Source organism: Streptomyces sp. NPDC059092 (assembly GCF_042756365.1).
Classification (GTDB): domain Bacteria; phylum Actinomycetota; class Actinomycetes; order Streptomycetales; family Streptomycetaceae; genus Streptomyces.
Window position 1 is genome coordinate 36,312 of the sequence record NZ_JBHZEJ010000003.1, and the last position, 20,929, is coordinate 57,240.

Below are 20,929 nucleotides of genomic sequence, written 5' to 3' on the forward strand. Positions count from 1 at the left end.
GAGTTCGGGCGGCTCGCGGGGTCTCATCAGGTATGGACAGAGACAGAACGCGGGAGCCGCTCGATCTCGGACCCGTCTGCCAGGAGACGGCCCGGGTCGTGGACGGTGTCACCGAGGAGCAGTTGTCCGGGCCCACGCCGTGCCCCGCGTACGCGGTACGGGAGGTGCTGGCGCATCTCATGGGGCTGACCGTGTCGTTCGGGGACGCCGCGCGCAAGGAGCTGGGGGCGACGACCGACACGGCGCCCGGTGACGCCCCGCTCGTGCTGGCGGAGGACTGGCGGGAGGTACTGCCCCGGCGGCTCGACGCGATGGCCGCCGCGTGGCGGTCCCCCGGGGCGTGGGAGGGGGACACCCGGGTCGGCGGGGTCGATCTGCCGGGCGCGGTGGCCGGTCTGGTGGCGCTCGACGAGGTGCTGATCCACGGCTGGGACCTGGCGCGGTCCACCGGGCAGCCGTACGCCCCCGCCGAGGCGGGGCTGCGGGCGTCGTACGGGATGCTGTCGCAGGCCGGGCCCCGGGCGTCCGCCGTGTTCGGCCCGCCGGTGCCGACGGCCGAGGACGCCCCGCTGCTGGACCGGGTGATCGGCCTCAGCGGCCGGCACCCCGACTGGCGGCCGGGGGCCTGACCGGGCCTTGGCCATGGCCATGGCCGCGAACCTGCCACGGGGGTCCGGCAACGCCCCGTACAGCAGGGTGCGTACACCGTCCGGCACCCATACCGGAACATCCAGGACCTTCACGTAATCTCGGTGGCAGGCCGGTGCGCGCAGGGCACACCAGGGGGAAAGGTCCGTCACGTGATCCACGCGCTCCGCCGCACGCTGCTCCGTCTCCTGCTGCCGGTCCTGGCCCTCTGTGTCGCGTGCACCCCCGCCGAAGGGGCCTCGGCGGGGCTGGACGATCCCGCGAAGAAGGAGATCGCCATGCGGCTGGTCTCCAGCGCGGAGAACTCCTCCCTCGACTGGAAGGACCAGTACCGCTACATCGAGGACATCGACGACGGCCGGGGTTACACCGCCGGCCTGGTCGGGTTCTGCACCGGCTGCGGCGATCTGCTGCGGGTCGTCGAGCGCTACACCCGGGCGCGGCCGGACAACGCGCTGGCGCGTTTTCTGCCGGCGCTCCGTGAGGTGAAGGGCAGTGACTCGCACGACGGGCTCGGCTCCGCCTTCACCACCGCGTGGCGGAAGGCGGCCGAGGACCCCCGGATGCGGACGGCCCAGGACGAGGAGCGCGACCGGATCTACTTCGACCCGGCCGTGGCGCGGGCGAAGGCGGACGGGCTCGGGGCGCTGGGGCAGTTCATCTACTACGACGCGTATGTGATGCACGGTTACGCCGACGCGAAGGGCACGGTCGGTTTCCGTACGATCCGCGCGAACGCGCTCGCGGAGGCCGACAGCCCGGCGCGCGGGGGCGACGAGACGGAGTATCTCGACGCGTTCCTGGACGCGCGGGTCACCGCGATGCGCGGCGAGAGGGGCCACAGCGACACCAGCCGCGTCGACACGGCCCAGCGTGTCTTCCTGGACGACGGCAACCTCGCTCTGCGCACCCCGCTCGCCTGGAAGGTGTACGGGGACGCGTACCGCGTCGACGGGTAGCGCCCCGGACGACGCACCCGGCCCGGGGGTCCGGTCGGGGCCGGGGCCGTCCCCCTCGACCGGGCGTTCCGGTGGGATCAGCCGGCGGCGATCCGGGCGAGGCGCCGGGCCTCGCTCCTGGTGGCCCGGGCGAGTTCGACCTCGTCCACGGTGGTCAGGTGGTTGTCCTCGACGACGGCCCTGCCGTCGACCAGGGAGAGGGTGACGGGAGCGGCGGCCCCGAGGACCAGCGCGGTCACCGGGTCTGCGATGGACGCGTGGGCCAGGGTGTCCATCCTCCAGAGCACCAGGTCGGCGAGCTTGCCCACCTCGATCGAGCCGATCTGCCTTTCGCGGCCCAGCACTTGGGCGCCACCGTACGTGCCGAGGCGCAGTGCCTGACGGGCCGTCATGGCCCGTTCGCCGTGGGCGCCGAGGCGGTTGACGAGCAGTGCGTTGCGCAACTCGGTGTGGAGTTCGCCGGATTCGTTGGAGGCGGTGCCGTCGACACCGAGGCCGACCGGGACCCCGGCGGCGAGCAGGTCGGGGACCCGGGCGATCCCCGCCGCCAGGCGGGCGTTGGAGGACGGACAGTGGGCGACTCCGGTGCCCGTGCGCGCGAAGGCGGCGATGTCGGAGTCGTTCATGTGGACGCAGTGGGCCATCCACACGTCGGGGCCGAGCCAGCCGGTCGACTCGAAGTACTCCGTCGGCCCCATCCCGAACCGCTCCTTGCAGAACTGCTCCTCCTCGACCGTCTCACTGCCGTGGGTGTGCAGCCTTACCCCCTTGCGGCGGGCCAACTCCGCTCCCTGCCGCATCAGTTCGGTGGAGACGGAGAAGGGCGAGCACGGCGCGACGGCGACCTGGGTCATCGCGTCGAAGGACGCGTCGTGGTGGGCGTCGATGGTCTCCTCGGTCGCGGCGAGCGCGCCGTCCAGGGACTCGACCGCGAAGTCCGGGGGCAGTCCGCCGTCCGACGCGCCGCGGTCCATCGAGCCGCGGGCGAGTGTGAACCGTACGCCCGTCTCCGTAGCGGCGCCGATGATCGCGCCGGACAGATCGCCGGAGCCGCGCGGGTGGACGTAGTGGTGGTCCATCGCTGTGGTGACCCCGCCGCGGGCCATCATCGCGAGGGAGCCGCCCGCCGCGGCGCGGACCATCGGCTCGTCGATCCGCGCCCAGGTCGGGTAGAGGGCGACGAGCCAGTCGAAGAGGTTGTGGTCGGTGGCGAGGCCGCGGGTGATCCACTGGTAGAAGTGGTGGTGGGTGTTGACCAGGCCGGGGGTGAGCAGGTGGCCGGTGCCGTCGACACGGCGGACGACGCCTTCCAGCCCGGAGGGGGCGGGGCCGGCGCCGACCGACTCGATCCGGTTGCCGGCGACGACGACATGGCCCGAGGCGTACTCGGTGTCGTGCGCGTCCACGGTCGCGATGGCGCAGTTCTCGATGACGATGCGTGACGTGGCCACGGCGGTTCCTCTCACGGGCTCATGGGTGGGGCTGACGGGCTGGGAGCGGACGCGCGCACGGGCTCACAGGTGGGTCAGCTCCGCCGGTATGCCCGGCTCCGCCCCGTCCCGCAGAACGGTGGCCTCGATCAGGCCGTACGGCCGGTCCGCCGCGAGGTAGACCGCCCCGTCGCCGGTGTCGTTGGTCAGCCCGAAGGGCGACAGATCGGCCAGGAAGTGGTGCTTGTTCGGCAGCGCGAAGCGGATCTCGTCGATCTCGGCACGGTGGTCGATGACCCGCGCGCCCATCTGGTACAGGGTCTGCTGGAGGGAGAGGGAGTACGTCTCGGCGAAGGCCCGGAGGATGTGCTCCTTGGCCCGCGCGTACGAGGTGTCCCACTCCGGCATGGACTCCTCGCCGCCCGTCCAGCCGTAACGCCACCGCGCGGAGACGTCGGTGGCGAGGATCCGGTCGTAGGACTCCTTGAGCGTCGTGTACTTGTCCTTGGCGTAACCCCGGAACTCGGAGTGGGTCGAGTTCAGCACGGTCAGGTCCTTGAGGCCCGAGACGACCTGCCAGCTCTCGCCGTCGAAGGTGATCCGGGCGACGCGTGTCTCCTGGCCCCGGCGGACGAACGAGTGCCGGGGCTCGTCGCCCGGACCGTCCTCGGCCGCCCCGATGCGCTCCCAGGCGTACTCCTCGATCCGGACACACGCCCGGTGGATCGGCTCCTGGCTGGTCACGAAGTGCCGGGCGAGATGGATGCCGAACCGCTCGGCCGACTCGATGCCGTACTCCTTGGCGAACGCGTACACCGTGTTCTTGGTGGTGTCGGTCGGCAGGACATGGGCGTTGGAGCCCGAGTAGTGGACGTCGTCCATGTCGCCTTCGAGCGCGACGGAGACGTTCAGGTCCTTGATGTGGTGGGTGGCGCCGTCCCGGGTGATCCGGACGACGCGGTTCTCCGCCTTGCCGTACTGGTTCTGGCCGAGTACCGCCGGGCGGGCCTGGCCCGTCGGGCGGGAGAGGTCGGTCATGTGGCCACTAGCTCCCTCGGTATACGGAGTAGCCGAACGGATTGAGCAGCAGCGGTACGTGATAGTGCTCGCCCGGGGTGACGGTGAACGTGACCGTCACCTCCGGGAAGAACGGCGTACCGCTGTCCCGTGGCGCGGGGGCGTCCTGCTGCACCTCGGCCTGTTTCCCGTGGTCGAGGTACGGCCCGGTCCCGAAGGTGAGCCGTACGCGGGTGGTGCCCGGCGGCAGCGCCGGAAGGTCCGCGCAGCGGCCGTCGGGGCCGGTCACCGAGGTGCCGAGGGCGATCCACGTACCGTCGGAGCCCGTCTCGTCACCCGTGCGGGCCGCGAGGGTGACGGCGACTCCCGCGGCGGGGCGCCCGGCGCTGGTGTCCAGGATGTGCGTGGAGACCGACGCGGGGGCCGGAGCCGGGTCCGGTGCCTGCGGGTCCGCCACCAGTCGGGAGAGGCGGAGGCGGTTGATCCTGCCGAGTTCGGTGCGCGCGATCTCCCGTTCCCGCTCCGGTGTGTGGCCGAGCCTCGTCTTCAGCGCGTCCCGCATCTCCTCGGCGGTGGCGCCGGTCGCGCAGATCAGGAAGACATGGCCGAACCGCTCCTGGTAGGCGAGGTTCAGCTCGGTCAGCTCGGCCTTGAGCGGCGCGGAGGCGCCGGCCATGGCGCGCTGTTCCCGGGCCGAGACGGGGTCGCCCGGCTTCGGCCGGCCGATGGGCGGGTGCCCGGCGATGGCCTCGGCCAGCTCCGCGTCGGTGAGTTCCGCCGTCGCGGTGTCGGCGGCGGCGAGCAGTTCACCCTCGGTGGCGTACGGGCGCCGGGCGAGCAGTGCCGCGCCCCATGCCGGGCCGGCGCACACCTCGCGCAGCGCGGCCAGCGCCATGCCGTCGGGGGTGTTGTTGAACCGGGTGAGGCCCGGGGCAGGGGGTGGTGCCGATGTCACGGGGAGCCTCCGTGGCAGTGCGCGGTGCTGGGCGGGCTGCGCCCAGCTAACGCTTTCCGCGACAGAACGTCAACACTTTGTTGAAATATCGCGTGGCGGCGCGTCCGACGCTGCGGCCGGTTCCGCGCCCGGCGCCGCGTCCGGCGCCACCCCGCCGTAACGATTGACGTGGACACGGCCACCCTCTACCTTCTGACCGATTTCCCGAACCAGGTTCGACATATCGGCCAACCCAGTGACCCGGCTGCGCGGGTTCACCTCCCGACGGCCCCGCACGCCGCAGCCGCTCACCCCGCTCCCGTACGCCACCTGGAGACCACGATGAGCGCAAGCCCCCACCCGTCCCGCCGTCTCTTCCTCGGCGTGGCCGCCGCCACCCCGCTGGCCATGACCGGCGCGCTGACCCTCGGCGCCGGCACCGCCCACGCCGCCGACGCGGCGTACGTGATGTGCTACTTCACGGAGTCCCCGAACGGCGACGGCACCGACTACGGACTCCATCTCGCCGTCAGCACGGACTCGCTCAACTGGATCCCGCTGAACCAGAACAACCCCGTGGTCACCCCCACCTCGGGCGCGCTCGGCCTGCGCGACCCGTTCATCCTGCGCAAGCGGGACGGCACCTTCGTCGTCCTCGCCACCGACCTCAAGGGCACCGACTGGAGCTACGTCAGCCAGTACGTGCACGTGTGGAACTCCACCGATCTGCGCACCTTCACCGGGTACCACCGTCTCAAGCTGCACGACATGAACACGCACTCCTGGGCGCCGGAGGCGTTCTGGGACGCCGGACGCGGCCAGTACGCGCTCATCCACTCCGCCGTCAACGGCACCGGCCACAACGTGATCATGGTGAATTACACGAGCGACTTCCTGACCGCCTCGGCCCCGCAGGTCTTCTTCGACCCGGGCTACGACGTGATCGACGGGGACATGGCCGTCGGCGTGGGCGGCGTCAACTACCTCTACTTCAAGAAGAACCAGGCGCTGGTGGGGGCGCGGTCCACCTCGCTCGACCCGGGCAGCTTCACCGAGTTCAGCACGGGCGTCGCCCAGGGCGGCACCGAGGCGCCGACCCTCGTCACGTCCCTGACGTCGAACACCTGGTACCTCTGGGGAGACACGTACACCCCCAACGGGGTCTTCTACGCCTGGCAGTCCACCAACCTGTCGGCCGGCACCTGGACCGCGCTCGACCAGAAGAGCTATACGCAGCCGCTCAACTCCAAGCACTGCGGCATCACGACGATCACGGCGGCCGAGTACGACAACCTGCTGGCCCGGTGGGGCGCCCCGGCCTGGAACCGGCTCAAGTCGTACAACTTCCCGGCCCGTTACGTCCGCCACGCGAACAACGTGGGCCGTATCGACGCCTATCCCTTCGACCCGTACGCGGATTCCCAGTGGAGGCTGGTCCCCGGCCTCGCGGACAGCGCCGGGGTCTCCTTCCAGTCGGTCAACTACCCGGCCCACTACCTGCGGCACTACAACTACCAGCTCCAACTGGACGCGGGCGACGGCACGTCGACGTTCGCGGCGGACGCGACCTTCTACCGTACGGCGGGTCTCGCGGACGCCGGCTGGTCGTCCTTCCGCTCGTACAACAACCCGACCCGCTACCTCCGCCACGCGGACTACGTGCTGCGGATCGACCCGGTCTCCACCACCACCGAGCGGCAGGACGCCACCTTCCGCGTCGGCCACTGACGGACGCGGGGTCAGCCGTCCGTATCCGGGTCAGCCGTCCGACGCCGGGCGCTGGGCTCCGCGGCGCGCCTCGGCCCGCTGTTCATCGGCGTAGTTCAGGTAGTTGTAGACGGTGAAGCGGCTGACGCCGAGCGCGGTCGCCACCGTCTCCACTCCGTGCCGTACGGCGAAGGCGCCGCGCGCCTCCAGGGTCCGTACGACGGACTGCTTGGCCTTGCGGTCCAGCTCGGCGAGGGGCCTGCCGTGGCCGCGCTCCAGCGCCGCCAGGATGTGGTCCAGGGACTCCGAGAGCTGGGGCAGCCGTACGGCCAGCAGGTCCGCGCCCTCCCAGGCGAGGACGACATCGTCCGGCTGCGCCTCCTCGGGCGCCAGAAGCTGTCCGCCCATGGCGTCGACCAGCGGTTTGACCGCCGCGACGAAGGGATGGTCGAGCGGCCCGCTCACCGGTCGCGCTCCCCGGCGGTCCCGGGTCCAGGGCCGGTCCCGGGTCCAGGGCCGGGACCGGTTCCGGGGCGGTCGGCGGTCCCGGGACCGCTCCCGATCACACTGACCTGGAGCGAGACCCGGGTCGCACCGGCCGCCAGCGACTCGCGCAGGAGGGCGTCCACGGCCGCCAGCACGGTGTCGGCGCGGCCCTCCACGGTGTTGCCGAACGGCCCGACATCGACCGCGTCGAGCTGCGCCCCCTGGACGACCTCGCGGGCCACCACCGCGTGGGCGGGCGCCTCGTCGAGGTCGAAGGGTTCGGTCGTGAACTCCACTCTCAAGCGCACCGTGCCTCCACCGCCGGAAAGCCTGGAGGGTCGCTGCGGCCGTTCGGGTGCCCCAGGCACTGGGACACGACCTTAGTCGTTACGCGCCCTGCACGGCACCGGACGCGGAGATGGTGATCTTCGCCGAGGTCGAGCCGGTGCGCGAGCCCAGGGACTCGATCTTCCTGACCAGGTCCTGGCCCTCGACGACCTCGCCGAAGACGACGTGCTTGCCGTCCAGCCACGACGTCACCACGGTGGTGACGAAGAACTGCGAGCCGTTGGAGTTCGGGCCCGCGTTCGCCATGGAGAGCAGGAACGGCCGGTCGTGCTTCAGCTTGAAGTTCTCGTCGTCGAACTTGTTCCCGTAGATGCTCTTGCCGCCGGTGCCGTTGCCGGCGGTGAAGTCGCCGCCCTGGAGCATGAAGTCCGGGATGACCCGGTGGAAGCTGGAACCGGCGTAGCCGAAGCCCTGCTCACCGGTGGCCAGCTCGCGGAAGTTCTGGGCGGTCTTGGGGACGACGTCGTCGAAGAGGCGGAAGGTGATCCGGCCGGCTGGCTCGTCGTTGATCGTGATGTCGAAGAATACGTTCTCGGTAGTCATGGGAGACATTCTGTCAGGAGGGTTCGCGCGCGGCCCGACGGGCTCCGACCAGGTACGGAGCCGACATACCCTCGATCGGTCCCCCGAACGGGGGGGGTGGCTTCAGCGCGCCACGGGCTCCGCGGGGTCGCGCAGGCTCTCCGCCGCCTCGGAGACCCGCCGGAGCAGATCGAAGAAGACGGCCTGCTCGGCGGGTGAGAGGGGGCCGAGGAAGACCTGGTTCATCCGGGCCGCGCGGAGCGCCAGCTTGCGGTGGGCCCGCTCCCCCTCGTCGGTGGGGCGCAGCATGAAGCGGCGGCCGTCCCGCGGGTCGCGCGTCTTGTCGACGAGGCCGCGGCGGCTCAGCCGGGTGACCACCTCGGCGATGGTGGAGCGGTCCAGGCCCACCCGTTCCCCGGCGGTGCGCTGGTCGAGGCCCGGTTCGGCGACGAGGGCGTTGAGCACGGCGAACTGCGGTGAGGTGGTCTCCTCGGAGACCATCGTGTTCCACAGCAGGTAGTGCGCCTGCTGGAGCCGGCGGGCGAGATGCCCGGGGTGCGTGGTCAGATCCACCGCGGCCATGTGCGCTCCTCGGGCTGCGCGATGCCGGGCACTCCCCCGGCGAGATTTCGTCTGAGCACTGAACGATACGCGGCCCATCGGCGCTCCGCCGCCGCTCTTGACGGATGTGGAGCCGGATGGCAGCTTGAGTGAAATCTCGCAGAGATAGTCAGTGCCCTGAGCATTTGATGGGTTCGGCTGTGCCGGGTACGGAGCGCCCGACGAGAAGGGGCCGCACGAATGGACAAGGTGGTCGCCACCGCCGCGGAGGCTGTGGCCGACATTCCGGACGGGGCGTCGCTCGCCGTGGGCGGCTTCGGTCTGAGCGGTGTGCCGAACGAACTGATCAAGGCGGTGTACGCACGCGGTGTACGCGATCTCGCCGTGGTCTCCAACAACTGCGGCGCGCTGGACTCGGGGCTGGCCGTGCTGCTGGCCGCGGGCCGTATCGCGCGGGTGACCGGTTCGTACATCGGGGCGAACCAGGAGTTCGCCCGGCAGTACCTGGCCGGTGAGATCGAGGTCGAGATGATCCCGCAGGGCACCCTCGCCGAGCGGCTGCGGGCCGGCGGCTGCGGCATCCCCGCCTTCTACACCCCGGCCGGCGTCGGCACCCAGGTCGCCGAGGGCGGACTGCCCTGGCGGTACGACGGCCGGGGCGGCGTCGCGCTCGCGTCACCGGCCAAGGAGGTGCGCGACTTCGACGGTACGGAGTACGTGCTGGAGCGCGGCATCCGTACCGACTTCGCGCTCGTCCGCGCCGCGAAGGGCGACCGGCACGGAAATCTGGTCTTCGGCAAGTCCAGCCGCAACTTCAACCCGCTCGCCGCCATGGCGGGCCGGGTGACCGTCGCCGAGGTGGAGGAGCTGGTGGAGCCCGGCGGGATCCCGCCGGACGAGGTGCACCTCCCGGGGATCTTCGTCCGGCGTGTCGTGGCACTCACCCCGGAGCAGGCCGCCGACAAGGGGATCGAGAAGAGGACGGTGCGTGGCCGATGACCTGGACGAGGGAGCAGATGGCCGCCCGGGCGGCGCGCGAACTCCCGGACGGCGCCTACGTCAATCTCGGCATCGGCCTGCCGACGCTGATCCCCGACCATCTCCCGGACGGCGTGGAAGTGGTCCTGGAGTCGGAGAACGGCGTCCTCGGCGTCGGCCCGTACCCCACGGAGGACGCGGTCGACCCTGATCTGATCAACGCGGGCAAGGAGACCGTCACCGTCCTGCCCGGCGCCTCGTACTTCGACTCCGCGCTCTCCTTCGGCATGATCCGCGGCGGCCACATCGATGTCGCCGTGCTGGGCGCGATGCAGGTCTCCGCCCGGGGGGACCTCGCCAACTGGGCCGTCCCCGGCAAGCTGATCACGGGTATCGGCGGGGCGATGGACCTGGTCCACGGCGCGCGCACGGTCATCGTCGTGATGACGCACACCGCCAAGGACGGCGGCCCGAAGATCCTGGAGGAGTGCTCCCTCCCGCTGACCGGCCAGAGGTGTGTGAACCGGATCATCACCGACCTCGGGGTGCTCGACGTCACCGCCGACGGGCTGGTGCTGGTGGAGTGCGCGCCGGGTGTCACCGCCGCCGAGATCGTCCGGAAGACCGCCGCCGCGGTCCGTACCGCCCTGCCTCGCCCCCGGGGAGCCGCCCTGTGAACAGCCGTCCTGTGAAGAGCCGTCCTCTGCCCGACGGAATGAGCCAGCGGGAGATCGACGCCGAGGTCGCGAAGGCGCGGGCGTCGTCCGCCGCCGGGCACCATCCGCCGCGCGACTACCCGCCGTACCGCAGCAGCCGTCTGCGCCATCCGAAACAGCCGCTGATCCCGCTGCGGGACCCGGAGGCCGTGGAGCTGACGGGGCCGGCGTTCGGTGTCACCGACATCACCGCCCTCGACCACGACCTGACGCGGCAGCACCCGGGCGAGCCGCTCGGCGAGCGGATCACCGTCTCGGGCCGGGTGCTCGACCGGGCGGGGCGGCCCGTACGCGGTCAGCTCGTGGAGCTGTGGCAGGCCAACGCCTCCGGCCGGTACGCGCACCAGCTCGACCAGCACCCGGCGCCGCTGGACCCCCACTTCACCGGGTTCGGGCGGTGCCTGACGGACGACCAGGGGGGCTACCGGTTCACCACGGTCAAGCCCGGTGCGTACCCGTGGCGCAACCACGTCAACGCCTGGCGCCCCGCGCACCTCCACTTCTCGCTCTTCGGTACGGCGTTCAGCCAGCGCCTGGTCACCCAGATGTACTTCCCCGGCGACCCGGTCCTCCCCTACGACCCGGTCCTCCAGTCGGTGGCCGACGCGTCGGCGCGGGACCGGCTGGTTGCGGCGTACGACCATGAGCTGTCGGTCCCCGAACGGTCCCTCGGCTACCGCTGGGACATCGTCCTGGACGGCCCGTCCGCCACGCTCTTCGAGGAAGGCGGCGACCGCTGATGTCCACGTCCACCCACACATCCGGGTCCGGGTCCGGGTCCTTCGGTCCGACGCCGTCCCAGACGGTCGGGCCGTTCTACGGGTACGCCCTGCCCTTCGAAGGCGGCGGCGACATCGCCCCGGCCGGTCACCCCGACACCCTCACCCTGCACGGACACGTGTACGACGGCGCCGGCCACCCCGTCCCCGACGCGATCGTCGAGACCTGGCAGCCCGCCCCCGACGGCTCGCGCGCCGGGAAGCCGGGATCGCTGCGCCACGACCCGGTCACCGGCCGGGTCGTCGGCCGCAACGGGGTCGACTTCACCGGCTTCGGGCGCGTCCCGACCGACGCCGACGGCCACTGGGCGGTTCGTACGCTGCCGCCGGGCGGCGTCCCCTACATCAGCGTCGCGGTCTTCGCCCGTGGCCTGCTCCACCACCTCTGCACCCGCGCCTATCTGGAGGACACCGGCGACGCGCTGCTGACCTCGCTGGACGCCGGGCGGCGCGCCACGCTGATCGCCGCTCCCGAGTCCGGCTCGTCGCGCGCGTACCGTTTCGACATCCGCCTTCAGGGCGAAGGGGAGACGGTCTTTCTGGAGTTCCGGTGAGCCTGAACGACACACCCGGCACCGACACACCCGGCACCGGCGGCACCGGGCCGGTGTCCAGCAGCCCGCTGGACACCGGCCCGCTGGACACCGGGCTGCTCGCCCCGGGCCGGGCCGGCTGCCGCGCCGAGGCCGCCACCGGCGACACGGCTTTCCTCCGGGCGATGCTGGACGCGGAGGCCGCGCTGACCCGCGCCCAGGCGGCGCTGGGTCTGGCCCCGGCGGAGGCGGCGCGTGCGGTGGGCGCGGCGTGCGACGCGGTGCGCCTCGACACCCGGGATCTCGCGCTGCGCGCCCGCGACGGCGGCAATCCGGTGATACCGCTGGTGGCCGCCCTCACCGCCACGCTGCCGCCCGCGTTCGCGCCGTACGTCCACCGGGGCGCGACCAGCCAGGACATCCTGGACACCGCGGCGATGCTGGTGGCCGTGCGGACGCTGGAGCCGGTCCTGGCGGATCTGGACCGTACCGAACGGGCGCTGGCGCGGCTGGCGGCCGAACACCGTGACACGGTGATGCCTGGCCGCACACTGACCCAGCACGCGGTCCCGACGACCTTCGGGCTGAAGGCCGCGGGCTGGCGGAGCCTGGTGCTCGACGCCCGCGACCGGCTGCGCGCGGTCCGCGCCACCCTCCCCGCTCAACTGGGCGGCGCGGCGGGTACGTTGGCGGCCTTCGAGGCGTACGGCTTCGACGAGCGGGCCCTGGAGGCGTTCGTCCCGGGGGTCGGCGAGCGTCCCTGGGACGCGGCGGGGGCCGCACTGCGACTGCCGGCCGCCTTCGCCGGTGAACTGGGCCTGGCGGAACCGGCGTTGCCCTGGCACACCCTCCGTACCCCCGTCGCGGATCTCGGCGCCGCCCTCGCCTTCACGGCGGGCGCGCTCGGCAAGCCGGCCGCCGATGTCCTCACGCTCTCCCGCACCGAGATCGGCGAGGTGTCCGAGGGGGCGGGAGGCGGCTCCTCCGCCATGCCGCACAAGGCGAACCCGGTACGGGCCACGCTGATGGCCGCCGCCGCCCGGCGCGCCCCCGCCCTCGCAGCGACGCTCCTCGGCTCGATGGCCGCCGAGGACGAACGGCCCGCGGGCGCCTGGCACGCCGAGTGGGAGCCGCTGCGCGATCTGCTCCGCCTGGCCGGCGGCGCGGCGCGGGACGCGGCGGAACTCGCGGAAGGGCTGCGGGTCCACGCCGTGGTGATGCGTGAACACCTCTGCCTCACCGACGGGTTGATCGTCTCGGAGCGGCTGTCGGCGGTGCTCGCGCCGCTCGTCGGCCGGGCCCGTGCGAAGGCTCTGCTCACCGAGGCCGCGCGTCGTACCCGTACCGGGCCCGCGACGCTCGCCGCCGTCCTCACCGCGGTGCTCGCGGACGAGCCGGACCTCGAAGAGCTGGATGCCGAAGAGCTGGATCTCGACGAACTCACCGATCCCACCCGGTACACCGGCTGCGCCGGATCCCTCACCGACCGCGCCCTGGAGCGACGTTGACCACCTCGGACAAGAACGGGACGACCGCGGCGACCACCGCGGCGCTGCACCACCTCGTGGAGGGGCCCGCCTCCGCTCCCCCGCTGCTGCTGGGCCCCTCGCTCGGCACCTCGCTGGCCCTCTGGGACGGCGTCGCGCCCGAACTCGCCGTCTCCCACCGGGTCGTACGGTGGGACCTGCCGGGCCACGGCGGCTCCGACGCCGCGCTGATCGGCCCCGGGGCGACGGTCGCGGATCTCGCCGGCCTCGTACTGGCGCTCGCGGACTCGCTCTCCCTCGACCGGTTCGCGTACGCCGGGGTCTCCCTCGGCGGCGCCGTCGGACTGCATCTCGCCACGCACGCCCCGGAGCGGGTGACGAGCCTGGCGGTGATCTGCTCCTCCGCGCACTTCGGCGCGGCGGGGCCGTGGGAGGAGCGGGCCGCCCTCGCGCGCCGGGAGGGGATGGCCGGGATCGCGGAGGCGTCGCCGAGCCGCTGGTTCACCCCGGGGTTCACCGTGGCGGCGCTGGTCGACGACGTACGCGGCGCCGACCCCGCGGGGTACGCCGCCTGCTGCGACGCGCTGGCCTCGTACGACATCGGCGGCCTGCTCCCCACCGTCACCGCGCCGACCCTGGTCGTCGCGGGCCGGGAGGACCCGGCGGCCCCGCCCCCGCACTCGCGGGAGATCGCCGACGGGGTGCCGGGCGCCACGCTGGTCGAACTGCCGCACGCCGCGCATCTGGCGCCCGCCGAGCAGCCGGAGGCCGTGACCGCCGCCTTGCGGACGCATCTCGACGGTGCGCCGGCGAGCGGGGCGCGGGTCCGCCGTGAGGTGCTGGGCGACACGCACGTGACGCGGGCGCAGGCCGGGACCACCGCGTTCACGGCGCGCTTCCAGGACCTGGTCTCCCGCTACGCGTGGGGGGAGATCTGGACCGATCCGACCCTCACCCGGCGCGAACGCAGCATGATCACCCTGACGGCGTTGGTGGCGCGCGGCCACCACGACGAACTGGCGCCGCACGTACGGGCCGCCGGCCGTAACGGGCTGACGCGGGACGAGATCGGCGCGGTGCTGCTCCAGTCCGCGGTCCACTGCGGTGTCCCCGCCGCACACGCGGCGTTCAAGGTGGCCGAGCGGGTGCTGGCGGAGGACGGCCCCGCGGGCTCGTGACGGGCGGCCGCCAGCTCCGTAGGCGGCGGGGCGGGGGTGCGCCGCGCGGCTCCGGGGTACGGCGCTTCGCCCCGCCGCCCGCCTCGCGGAGTGCGGGGAGGCCGACCGGCGCGGGGGCGGCCTTCAGCGGCTGTTCGCCTCGTCGGGCGAGGTGCCGGGGCTGCCGGCCTCGGGACTGTTGGGCAGCAGATGGGTCAGGGCGATGAAGCTGTTGGTGCGGGTGACGAACGGTTCGGCCCTGATCCGCTCCAGCACCGCCTCGAAGTGGTCGATGTCGGCGGCCCTGATGTGCAGCAGGGCGTCCGCCCCGCCGGTCACGGTCACCGCGGCCACCACCTCGGGGTAGGTGCGCGCGACCTCGGCGAGGCGCCGGGGCGGTCCGGCCCCGTCGCAGAACACCTCGACGTACGCCTCCGTACGCCAGCCGAGGGCCGCCGGCCGCACGATCGTGGTGAAGCCGGTGATCACCTCGGCCTCGCGCATCCGGTCGACGCGCCGTTTCACCGCGGGGGCCGAGAGCCCGATCGACTGGCCGATCTCCGTGAAGCTGGTGCGCGCGTTCGCGACGAGCGCCGCGAGGATCTGCCGGTCGAGGTCGTCCAGCACCGGCTGCTGATAGGCCACCGAGGTCTCCGTCTCTTGTTTCCTTGACAACTGTTTCCTTGACAGCGTGGAAGCCCAGCGGGCAATATTCCGTAAAGCAGAAAAGGATTTTCACTATGCGGAAATAGAGGTGGACTCCCCATGGCCTATGTCTCCCCGCCCTGGCGCGGCTCAGAGCAGCGATTCGATGTGAATCTGTCCATCCTCTTCACCGAACTGCCCCTGCTGGAACGGCCCGCCGCCGCCGCGGCCGCGGGCTTCACCGCGGTCGAGCTGTGGTGGCCGTGGACCGACACGCCCACCCCGCCGCGCGCCGCCCTCGACGACCTGCGCGCGGCCCTGGAGGACGCGGGCACCCGGCTGGTGGGGCTGAACTTCTACGCCGGGCTGCTGCCGGGACCCGACCGGGGCGCGCTCTCCGTACCCGGTGAGGAGTCCGAGCGGTTCCGCGCCAACGTGGAGGTCGCCGCCGAGTTCGCCGCCGCCACGGGGTGCACGGCGCTCAACGCGCTGTACGGGAACCGCGTCCCCGGTGTGGACCCGGCGGTCCAGGACGCCCTGGCCCTGGAGAATCTGGTGCCGGCCGCCCGCGCGGCCCACGATGCCGGGGCGCTGCTGCTGATCGAGGCGCTCAACCGGCCCGAGTCTCCGGACTACCCGCTGGTCAGCGCCGCCTCCGCCGTCGAGGTCGCGGACCGGGTCAACGCGGCCACGGGCCTCGGCAACGCCGCCTTCCTGCTGGACCTCTACCACCTGTCGATGAACGGCGCGGACCTGGCCGAGGTGATCGACCGGTACGCCGACCGGACCGGCCACGTACAGATCGCGGACAACCCGGGGCGCGGCGCGCCGGGTACCGGGACACTCCCCCTGGAGGAGCTGACCGGCCGGCTGCGCAAGGCCGGTTACGACGGCTGGATCGGCCTGGAGTACAAGCCGGGTGACCGCCCGAGCGCCGAGTCCTTCGGCTGGCTCACCCGCTGATCCCGCACCGGGCCCCCTGAGCCCCGGGCGGCGGCGGCGCCGACACTCGTACGGTCGCGCCCGGCACCGCCGCCGCCCGGCACCACCCCGCACCGCCCGGTCCTCGCCCCGGTTTCACCCCGGCGCCGCTCCGCCCCGTACGGTCGCCCCTCACGTAAGGGATGGCCGAAGCCTCTCCCCGTCGCCTCGCTCTTGGTGGACGATGGAACACTGAGCGCAATCGAACGGAGGGGGTCGTGATGGGTGAGAGCGTTCCGGTGCGCTGTCCGTCCTGCGGCAGTGGTCACACCTTCACGGCGTCGGTCCACCCCTGTGTGTGCGGGGCTCCGGTGGCGCCGCCGCTCGCCGCGGGCGCGCCGGTGGAGCCCGTCACCCACCGCACGTGGGAGGACGAGTGGGTGACGGTCCGCTGCGACGAGTGCGGGAGCGTGTGCGAGCAGCCACGGCCCGAGCTGGGCTGCCCGTGCGGTGCGGTGCTGCGGATTCCCGTACGGAGCACGCTCGTCGAGGAACCCGCCGAACAGGCCTGGCGGGACGGTCACTTCGAACGGCGGGACCGGGCCGAGCGTCCCGAACCGCCCGCTCCGGACGGGGTCCCCGGGCGGCCCGCCCATATCCCGCTGCCCAGGACCGCCGCCTCGCCCCGCCCGGTCTTCCGCCCGCTGACGATCCGTACGTCGCACGACGCGGTGACCGCGGCCGGGCTCTATCTGCGCTGGCTGGGCTTCAAGAGCGTCGTCCAGGCGGACGAGCGGCCCGCGTCCGGCATCGATCTGCGCGGCCCCGATGTGATCGCCCAGGTCGACCCGACCATGAGCCCGGCGTCCGTGCGCTCCGTCGAATGCCTCTGGCTCAACGGGCTCAACGCGTCGGCGGTGAGCGTCTACTTCTCCCTGGCGGGGTACGCGGACGATGCCCGCGCCCGCGCCGACGACCTCGGGCTGCCGCTCTTCGTCATGGACCTCACGGGCTCCCCGAAGCCGGTGAACGGACCGGCGGACGAACTGGTCTCGGCCGGGGCGTGACCACGGGAAATCCGCGCGCCGCGTGGGCCGGGCGCCGGTCATACTCGCTCCATGCCCCACCGCCCCACGTTCGTGCGCCCGACGCTCATCCGCCCCGCCACCCTGGCCGACCTGCCCGTCCTCCAGGACATCGAGGCGGCGGCGGGCGAGCCGTTCCGCGCCCTGGGCATGGCCGCCGTCGCCGACGACGCGCCGCCCGCCCTCGCCGCGCTGGAGCGCTACCGGAGCACCGGCCGTGCCTGGGTGGCCGAGACCGTACGCGGCGGGCCGCCCGTCGCGTACCTGCTCCACGACCCGGTCGACGGCGCCGCCCATGTCGAGCAGGTGTCGGTGTGTCCGGACGCCGCCCGCCTCGGTATCGGCCGGGCGCTGATCGACCACCTGGCCGGGCGGGCCGCAGGCGACGGATTCACGGCCCTCACCCTCACGGCCTTCGCCGACGTGCCCTGGAACGCCCCGTACTACGCGCGCCTCGGCTTCCGCGCCCTCACCGAGGACCAGCTCACCGACGGGCTACGGGAGATCCGCCGTACGGAGGCCGCGCACGGACTCGACCGCTGGCCCCGGGTCTGCATGCGCCGCGCGCTCCCGGCACCACCCCGGCGGCCCTGAGCGGGACGCGGGGGCTCAGGCCGAGAAGCGCTCCCGCAGCTCGTTCTTCCTGACCTTCCCGCTGACCGTCATCGGGAAGCCGTCCACCATCTCCACCTGGCGCGGGATCTTGTAGTGCGCGAGCCGTTCCCGGCAGTACGCCACGATCTCGTCCGGCGACGGCGGGTCCGCCGGGTCGCGCGGGATCACACAGGCCACGATCTCCTCGCCGTACTTCGCGTCGGGGACCCCGATCACCTGTATGTCGGCGACCTTGGGATGGCCGTACAGGAACTCCTCGATCTCGCGCGGATAGACGTTCTCGCCGCCCCTGATGATCAGGTCCTTGATCCGGCCGACGATCTGCGCGTAACCGTCCTCCCTGATCACCGCGAGATCGCCGGTGTGCATCCAGCGCCCGGCGTCGATCACCTCGGCCGTGCGCTCCGGCTCGTTCCAGTAGCCGAGCATCACGCTGTAGCCACGGGTGCACAGCTCCCCCGGCACGCCGCGCGGCAGCGTCACCCCGGTCGCCGGGTCGATCACCTTGACCTCGATGTGCGGCAGCGCCCGCCCGACCGTGCCCGTACGGCGCTCCAGGTCGTCGTCGCGCCGGGTCTGCAGGGAGACCGGTGAGGTCTCGGTCATGCCGTAACAGATGGACACCTCCCGCATGTTCATCTCGCCGACGACCCGCTTCATCACCTCGACCGGGCAGGGCGAGCCCGCCATGATCCCGGTGCGCAGGGACGACAGGTCGTACGCGGCGAAACCGGGCAGGTCCAGCTCGGCCAGGAACATCGTCGGTACGCCGTAGAGCGAGGTGCAGCGCTCCCGCTGGACCGCGTCGAGGGTCGCGGCGGCGTCGAACGACGGCGCGGGGATGACGACGCACGCGCCGTGCGAGAGGGCTCCGAGGTTGCCCATCACCATGCCGAAGCAGTGGTAGAACGGCACGGGCAGACAGACCCGGTCCTGCTCGGTGTAGCCGACCGTCTCCCCCACGAAATAGCCGTTGTTGAGGATGTTGTGGTGGGAGAGCGTCGCTCCCTTGGGGAAGCCGGTGGTGCCCGAGGTGTACTGGATGTTGATCGGGTCGTCGCAGGAGAGTCCGTCCTCCCGCTCCCGGAGCCGCTCCTCCGTCACCTCGCCCGCCTTGTCGAGCAGTTCGTCCCAGCTCGGATCACCGATGTAGTGCACGGAGCGCAGTTCGGGGCAGCGTCCGCGCACCTGGTCGACGAGGGCGCGGTAGTCGCTGGTGCGGTGGGCGAGGGACGCGAACAGCACCGAGATCCCGGACTGGTTGAGGACGAACTCCGTCTCGTGCGCGCGGTAGGCCGGGTTGATGTTCACCATGATCGCGCCGATCCGCGCCGTCGCGTACTGCACGAGCACCCACTCGGGGCAGTTGACGGCCCAGATCCCGACCCGGTCGCCCTTGGCCACCCCGTGCCCGAGCAGCGCCCGCGCCAGCGTCCCGACCGCCACGCCGAACTCCCGGTAGGTCCAGCGCCGCCCCGACGCCACGTCGACCAGCGCCTCCCGGTCGGGGAAGGCGGCGACCATCCGGTCCAGGCCGGCGCCGATGGTGTCGTCCAGCAGTTCCGTCGTCCCCGTACCGTGCGTGTACGACCGTGCCGGCCGCTCCGTCATCGCAGCTCCCCCTCGTCGTACTCGGCGCCGGAGCCCCCGGCCGTCCGCTCACGCAGCTCGATGCGGCGGATCTTCCCCGACACGGTCTTGGGCAACTCGGCGAACTCCAGCTTGCGGATCCGCTTGTACGGCGCGAGCAGCGCGCGCGAGTGGGCGAAGAGCACCTTGGCCGTGTCCGGGCCCGGCTGCCACCCCTCGGCGAGGACCACGTACGCCTTGGGCACGGCCAGCCGCAGCGGGTCGGGCGCGGGGACTACGGCGGCCTCGGCGACCGCTTCGTGCTCCAGCAGCGCGCTCTCCAGCTCGAACGGCGAGATCTTGTAGTCGGACGCCTTGAAGACGTCGTCCGAGCGGCCGACATAGGTGATGTAACCGTCGGCGTCGCGCGCCCCGATGTCACCGGTGCGGTAGTAGCCGCCGGCCATCGCCTCCGCCGTACGGTCCGGCTCGCCGTGGTAGCCGGTCATCAGGCCGACCGGGTGGGCGGCGAGGTCGAGGCAGATCTCGCCCTCGGCGACGCCCGGTTCGCCGGTGACCGGGTCCAGCAGCTCGACCTTGAAGCCGGGCGTCGGCCGCCCCATGGATCCCGCCTTGAGGAGCTGTCCTGGCGAGTTGGCGACCTGGACGGCCGTCTCCGTCTGGCCGAAGCCGTCCCTGACCGTCACCCCCCACTCGCGGCGTACGGTCTCGATCACCTCGGGGTTGAGCGGTTCGCCCGCCGCGACGGCCTCGCGCGGCGGGGTGCGCAGCAGCGAGAGGTCGGCCTGGATCAGCATCCGCCAGACGGTGGGCGGGGCGCAGAAGCTGGTGACGCCCGCGCCGTCCATCTCCGCCATCAGCCGGGCGGGGTCGAATCGGGTGTAGTTGAGGAGGAAGACGGTGGCCTCGGCGTTCCACGGCGCGAAGAGATTCGACCAGGCGTGCTTGGCCCAGCCCGGCGACGCGATGTTGAGATGGACGTCGCCCGGCCGCAGCCCGATCCAGTACATCGTCGCGAGATGGCCGACCGGGTACGAGACATGGGTGTGCTCGACGAGCTTGGGGCGGGCGGTGGTCCCGGAGGTGAAGTAGAGCATCAGCGGGTCGTCCGCGTGGGTGACCCCGTCCGGCTCGAAGACGGCCGACCGGTCGCGGGCGTCCTCGTACGCGTGCCAGCCCTCGGGGGCGCCGCCCACGGCGATCCGGGTGAAGCGGCCGGGGATGTCCGCGAACTTGCCGGTGTCCCCGGCTCGGACGATCACATGGGCGGCCCGGCCGCGTTCGATCCGGTCCCGCAGGTCGGCGGTGCCGAGGAGGGGGGTGGCGGGGATGACGACGGCGCGCAGCTTCATCGCGGCGAGGGCGGTCTCCCACAGCTCGGCCTGGTTGCCGAGCATCACGACGATCCGGTCCTCGGCCCGCACCCCGCGCTCACGCAGCCAGTTCGCCGTCCGGTTGGAGCGGGCGGCCATCTCCGCGTACGTGACGCGGGTGCGGCTGCCGTCCTCCTCGACGATGTGCAGGGCGAGCCGGTCGTTGCCCCGTCCGTCCGGGCCCTCGGCGATCCGGTCGAACCAGTCGAGCGCCCAGTTGAAGCGGTCGGGGCGCGGCCAGGTGAACCCCTCGTACGCCGTCGCGTAGTCCTCGCGGTGCGCGAGGAGGAAGTCCCTGGCGGCCCGGAACCGGTCGGTCACGGTGTCACCGGGCGGACCTGGGCGCCCGGTCGGTGTCCTTGCCGTCATATGTCCTCCTTATCGCGGGACCGTTCACTAACATCGTGTAACCAGTGGCGCAGGTCTCACCACCCCCGG

Annotated in this window: 21 protein-coding genes and 1 pseudogene; 12 read left to right on the forward strand and 10 right to left on the reverse strand. The window is 72.4% G+C overall.

Going from position 1 to position 20,929, the window contains the following annotated elements; genetic code table 11:
* The first annotated feature begins 32 nt into the window (after positions 1 to 32).
* Complete coding sequence (locus ACFXPL_RS02735) at positions 33 to 629, forward strand: TIGR03086 family metal-binding protein (protein ID WP_384911336.1); 597 nt, start codon at positions 33 to 35, stop codon at positions 627 to 629.
* A 171-nt stretch (positions 630 to 800) separates the two neighbouring features.
* Positions 801 to 1,607: a chitosanase gene (locus tag ACFXPL_RS02740; protein ID WP_384911339.1), complete on the forward strand. Its 807-nt coding sequence runs from the start codon at positions 801 to 803 to the stop codon at positions 1,605 to 1,607.
* A gap of 77 nt (positions 1,608 to 1,684) precedes the next feature.
* On the opposite strand, the gene ACFXPL_RS02745 is transcribed toward ACFXPL_RS02740, so the two are convergent.
* The 3 genes from ACFXPL_RS02745 to uraD all read right to left on the reverse strand — a co-directional run bounded on the left by ACFXPL_RS02745 (position 1,685) and on the right by uraD (position 5,009).
* The gene (locus tag ACFXPL_RS02745; protein ID WP_384911342.1) at positions 1,685 to 3,058 is read right to left on the reverse strand and encodes an 8-oxoguanine deaminase; all 1,374 of its coding nucleotides are present in this window, start codon (positions 3,056 to 3,058) and stop codon (positions 1,685 to 1,687) included.
* A gap of 63 nt (positions 3,059 to 3,121) precedes the next feature.
* Entirely contained in the window at positions 3,122 to 4,075 is a 954-nt protein-coding gene (gene pucL / locus ACFXPL_RS02750) for a factor-independent urate hydroxylase (protein WP_384911345.1), read from the reverse strand.
* 7 nt (positions 4,076 to 4,082) lie between these two features.
* Positions 4,083 to 5,009: a 2-oxo-4-hydroxy-4-carboxy-5-ureidoimidazoline decarboxylase gene (uraD, locus tag ACFXPL_RS02755; RefSeq protein WP_384911348.1), complete on the reverse strand. Its 927-nt coding sequence runs from the start codon at positions 5,007 to 5,009 to the stop codon at positions 4,083 to 4,085.
* 321 nt (positions 5,010 to 5,330) lie between these two features.
* On the opposite strand from uraD, the gene ACFXPL_RS02760 reads away from it, so the two are divergent.
* Positions 5,331 to 6,716 carry a glycoside hydrolase family 43 protein gene (locus tag ACFXPL_RS02760; RefSeq protein ID WP_384911351.1) on the forward strand — a complete coding sequence of 462 codons (1,386 nt, stop codon included), beginning with the start codon at positions 5,331 to 5,333 and terminating at the stop codon, positions 6,714 to 6,716.
* 30 nt (positions 6,717 to 6,746) lie between these two features.
* Here the strand turns inward: ACFXPL_RS02760 and ACFXPL_RS02765 are convergent, their stop codons facing one another.
* The 4 genes and pseudogenes from ACFXPL_RS02765 to ACFXPL_RS02780 form a co-directional block, all read right to left on the reverse strand.
* The gene (locus ACFXPL_RS02765) at positions 6,747 to 7,103 is read right to left on the reverse strand and encodes a helix-turn-helix domain-containing protein (protein WP_384911804.1); all 357 of its coding nucleotides are present in this window, start codon (positions 7,101 to 7,103) and stop codon (positions 6,747 to 6,749) included.
* Between the two features lie 143 nt (positions 7,104 to 7,246).
* Positions 7,247 to 7,489 (reverse strand): annotated as a pseudogene (locus ACFXPL_RS02770) (thiamine-binding protein); the annotation flags it as partial.
* 79 nt (positions 7,490 to 7,568) lie between these two features.
* Positions 7,569 to 8,072 carry a peptidylprolyl isomerase gene (locus ACFXPL_RS02775; protein ID WP_384911353.1) on the reverse strand — a complete coding sequence of 168 codons (504 nt, stop codon included), beginning with the start codon at positions 8,070 to 8,072 and terminating at the stop codon, positions 7,569 to 7,571.
* Between the two features lie 102 nt (positions 8,073 to 8,174).
* The gene (locus ACFXPL_RS02780) at positions 8,175 to 8,633 is read right to left on the reverse strand and encodes a MarR family winged helix-turn-helix transcriptional regulator (RefSeq protein WP_384911356.1); all 459 of its coding nucleotides are present in this window, start codon (positions 8,631 to 8,633) and stop codon (positions 8,175 to 8,177) included.
* Between the two features lie 219 nt (positions 8,634 to 8,852).
* On the opposite strand from ACFXPL_RS02780, the gene ACFXPL_RS02785 reads away from it, so the two are divergent.
* The 6 genes from ACFXPL_RS02785 (at position 8,853) to pcaD (ending at position 14,283) form a co-directional block, all read left to right on the forward strand.
* Positions 8,853 to 9,611 carry a CoA transferase subunit A gene (locus ACFXPL_RS02785; protein ID WP_384911359.1) on the forward strand — a complete coding sequence of 253 codons (759 nt, stop codon included), beginning with the start codon at positions 8,853 to 8,855 and terminating at the stop codon, positions 9,609 to 9,611.
* Entirely contained in the window at positions 9,608 to 10,267 is a 660-nt protein-coding gene (locus ACFXPL_RS02790; protein WP_384911361.1) for a CoA transferase subunit B, read from the forward strand. The genes ACFXPL_RS02785 and ACFXPL_RS02790 overlap by 4 nt, the downstream gene beginning before the upstream one ends.
* 38 nt (positions 10,268 to 10,305) lie before the next feature.
* A complete protein-coding gene (gene pcaH / locus ACFXPL_RS02795; RefSeq protein WP_384911364.1) occupies positions 10,306 to 11,046 on the forward strand; it encodes a protocatechuate 3,4-dioxygenase subunit beta in 741 nt (246 codons plus the stop codon).
* On the forward strand, positions 11,046 to 11,639 hold the full coding sequence (gene pcaG, locus ACFXPL_RS02800) for a protocatechuate 3,4-dioxygenase subunit alpha (RefSeq protein ID WP_384911367.1): 594 nt from the start codon (positions 11,046 to 11,048) through the stop codon (positions 11,637 to 11,639). The genes pcaH and pcaG overlap by 1 nt, the downstream gene beginning before the upstream one ends.
* A gap of 68 nt (positions 11,640 to 11,707) precedes the next feature.
* Positions 11,708 to 13,126 (forward strand): 3-carboxy-cis,cis-muconate cycloisomerase, encoded by a 1,419-nt coding sequence (gene pcaB / locus ACFXPL_RS02805; protein ID WP_384911807.1) that lies wholly within the window; start codon positions 11,708 to 11,710, stop codon positions 13,124 to 13,126.
* Entirely contained in the window at positions 13,123 to 14,283 is a 1,161-nt protein-coding gene (gene pcaD, locus ACFXPL_RS02810; RefSeq protein ID WP_384911370.1) for a 3-oxoadipate enol-lactonase, read from the forward strand. Before pcaB ends, pcaD begins: the two co-directional genes overlap by 4 nt.
* Before the next feature lie 123 nt (positions 14,284 to 14,406).
* Here the strand turns inward: pcaD and ACFXPL_RS02815 are convergent, their stop codons facing one another.
* Positions 14,407 to 14,937: an Lrp/AsnC family transcriptional regulator gene (locus ACFXPL_RS02815; protein ID WP_384911373.1), complete on the reverse strand. Its 531-nt coding sequence runs from the start codon at positions 14,935 to 14,937 to the stop codon at positions 14,407 to 14,409.
* 90 nt (positions 14,938 to 15,027) lie between these two features.
* Here ACFXPL_RS02815 and ACFXPL_RS02820 point away from each other — a divergent pair, with 90 nt between their 5' ends.
* The 3 genes from ACFXPL_RS02820 (at position 15,028) to ACFXPL_RS02830 (ending at position 17,507) form a co-directional block, all read left to right on the forward strand.
* Positions 15,028 to 15,870, forward strand: a complete 843-nt coding sequence (locus tag ACFXPL_RS02820; protein ID WP_384911376.1) for a TIM barrel protein — start codon at positions 15,028 to 15,030, stop codon at positions 15,868 to 15,870.
* 239 nt (positions 15,871 to 16,109) lie between these two features.
* Positions 16,110 to 16,895, forward strand: coding sequence for a hypothetical protein (locus ACFXPL_RS02825; RefSeq protein WP_384911379.1), 786 nt, complete (start codon positions 16,110 to 16,112; stop codon positions 16,893 to 16,895).
* 51 nt (positions 16,896 to 16,946) lie between these two features.
* On the forward strand, positions 16,947 to 17,507 hold the full coding sequence (locus ACFXPL_RS02830; RefSeq protein ID WP_384911381.1) for a GNAT family N-acetyltransferase: 561 nt from the start codon (positions 16,947 to 16,949) through the stop codon (positions 17,505 to 17,507).
* A 15-nt stretch (positions 17,508 to 17,522) separates the two neighbouring features.
* On the opposite strand, the gene ACFXPL_RS02835 is transcribed toward ACFXPL_RS02830, so the two are convergent.
* Positions 17,523 to 19,139 carry an AMP-binding protein gene (locus ACFXPL_RS02835; protein ID WP_384911384.1) on the reverse strand — a complete coding sequence of 539 codons (1,617 nt, stop codon included), beginning with the start codon at positions 19,137 to 19,139 and terminating at the stop codon, positions 17,523 to 17,525.
* A complete protein-coding gene (locus tag ACFXPL_RS02840) occupies positions 19,136 to 20,860 on the reverse strand; it encodes an AMP-binding protein (protein ID WP_384911387.1) in 1,725 nt (574 codons plus the stop codon). Before ACFXPL_RS02840 ends, ACFXPL_RS02835 begins: the two co-directional genes overlap by 4 nt.
* Positions 20,861 to 20,929 lie beyond the last annotated feature (69 nt).

What these genes read in the sequence shown, in the direction of transcription:
- ACFXPL_RS02735 (WP_384911336.1), top strand. Translation starts at nt 33, where the DNA reads ATGGACAGAGACAGAACGCGGGAGCCGCTCGATCTCGGACCCGTCTGC.
- pucL (WP_384911345.1), bottom strand. Translation starts at nt 4,075, where the DNA reads ATGACCGACCTCTCCCGCCCGACGGGCCAGGCCCGCCCGGCGGTACTC.
- ACFXPL_RS02760 (WP_384911351.1), top strand. Translation starts at nt 5,331, where the DNA reads ATGAGCGCAAGCCCCCACCCGTCCCGCCGTCTCTTCCTCGGCGTGGCC.
- ACFXPL_RS02765 (WP_384911804.1), bottom strand. Translation starts at nt 7,103, where the DNA reads ATGGGCGGACAGCTTCTGGCGCCCGAGGAGGCGCAGCCGGACGATGTC.
- ACFXPL_RS02775 (WP_384911353.1), bottom strand. Translation starts at nt 8,072, where the DNA reads ATGACTACCGAGAACGTATTCTTCGACATCACGATCAACGACGAGCCA.
- ACFXPL_RS02780 (WP_384911356.1), bottom strand. Translation starts at nt 8,633, where the DNA reads ATGGCCGCGGTGGATCTGACCACGCACCCCGGGCATCTCGCCCGCCGG.
- ACFXPL_RS02785 (WP_384911359.1), top strand. Translation starts at nt 8,853, where the DNA reads ATGGACAAGGTGGTCGCCACCGCCGCGGAGGCTGTGGCCGACATTCCG.
- ACFXPL_RS02790 (WP_384911361.1), top strand. Translation starts at nt 9,608, where the DNA reads ATGACCTGGACGAGGGAGCAGATGGCCGCCCGGGCGGCGCGCGAACTC.
- pcaH (WP_384911364.1), top strand. Translation starts at nt 10,306, where the DNA reads ATGAGCCAGCGGGAGATCGACGCCGAGGTCGCGAAGGCGCGGGCGTCG.
- pcaG (WP_384911367.1), top strand. Translation starts at nt 11,046, where the DNA reads ATGTCCACGTCCACCCACACATCCGGGTCCGGGTCCGGGTCCTTCGGT.
- ACFXPL_RS02820 (WP_384911376.1), top strand. Translation starts at nt 15,028, where the DNA reads ATGGCCTATGTCTCCCCGCCCTGGCGCGGCTCAGAGCAGCGATTCGAT.
- ACFXPL_RS02825 (WP_384911379.1), top strand. Translation starts at nt 16,110, where the DNA reads ATGGGTGAGAGCGTTCCGGTGCGCTGTCCGTCCTGCGGCAGTGGTCAC.
- ACFXPL_RS02830 (WP_384911381.1), top strand. Translation starts at nt 16,947, where the DNA reads ATGCCCCACCGCCCCACGTTCGTGCGCCCGACGCTCATCCGCCCCGCC.
- ACFXPL_RS02835 (WP_384911384.1), bottom strand. Translation starts at nt 19,139, where the DNA reads ATGACGGAGCGGCCGGCACGGTCGTACACGCACGGTACGGGGACGACG.
- ACFXPL_RS02840 (WP_384911387.1), bottom strand. Translation starts at nt 20,860, where the DNA reads ATGACGGCAAGGACACCGACCGGGCGCCCAGGTCCGCCCGGTGACACC.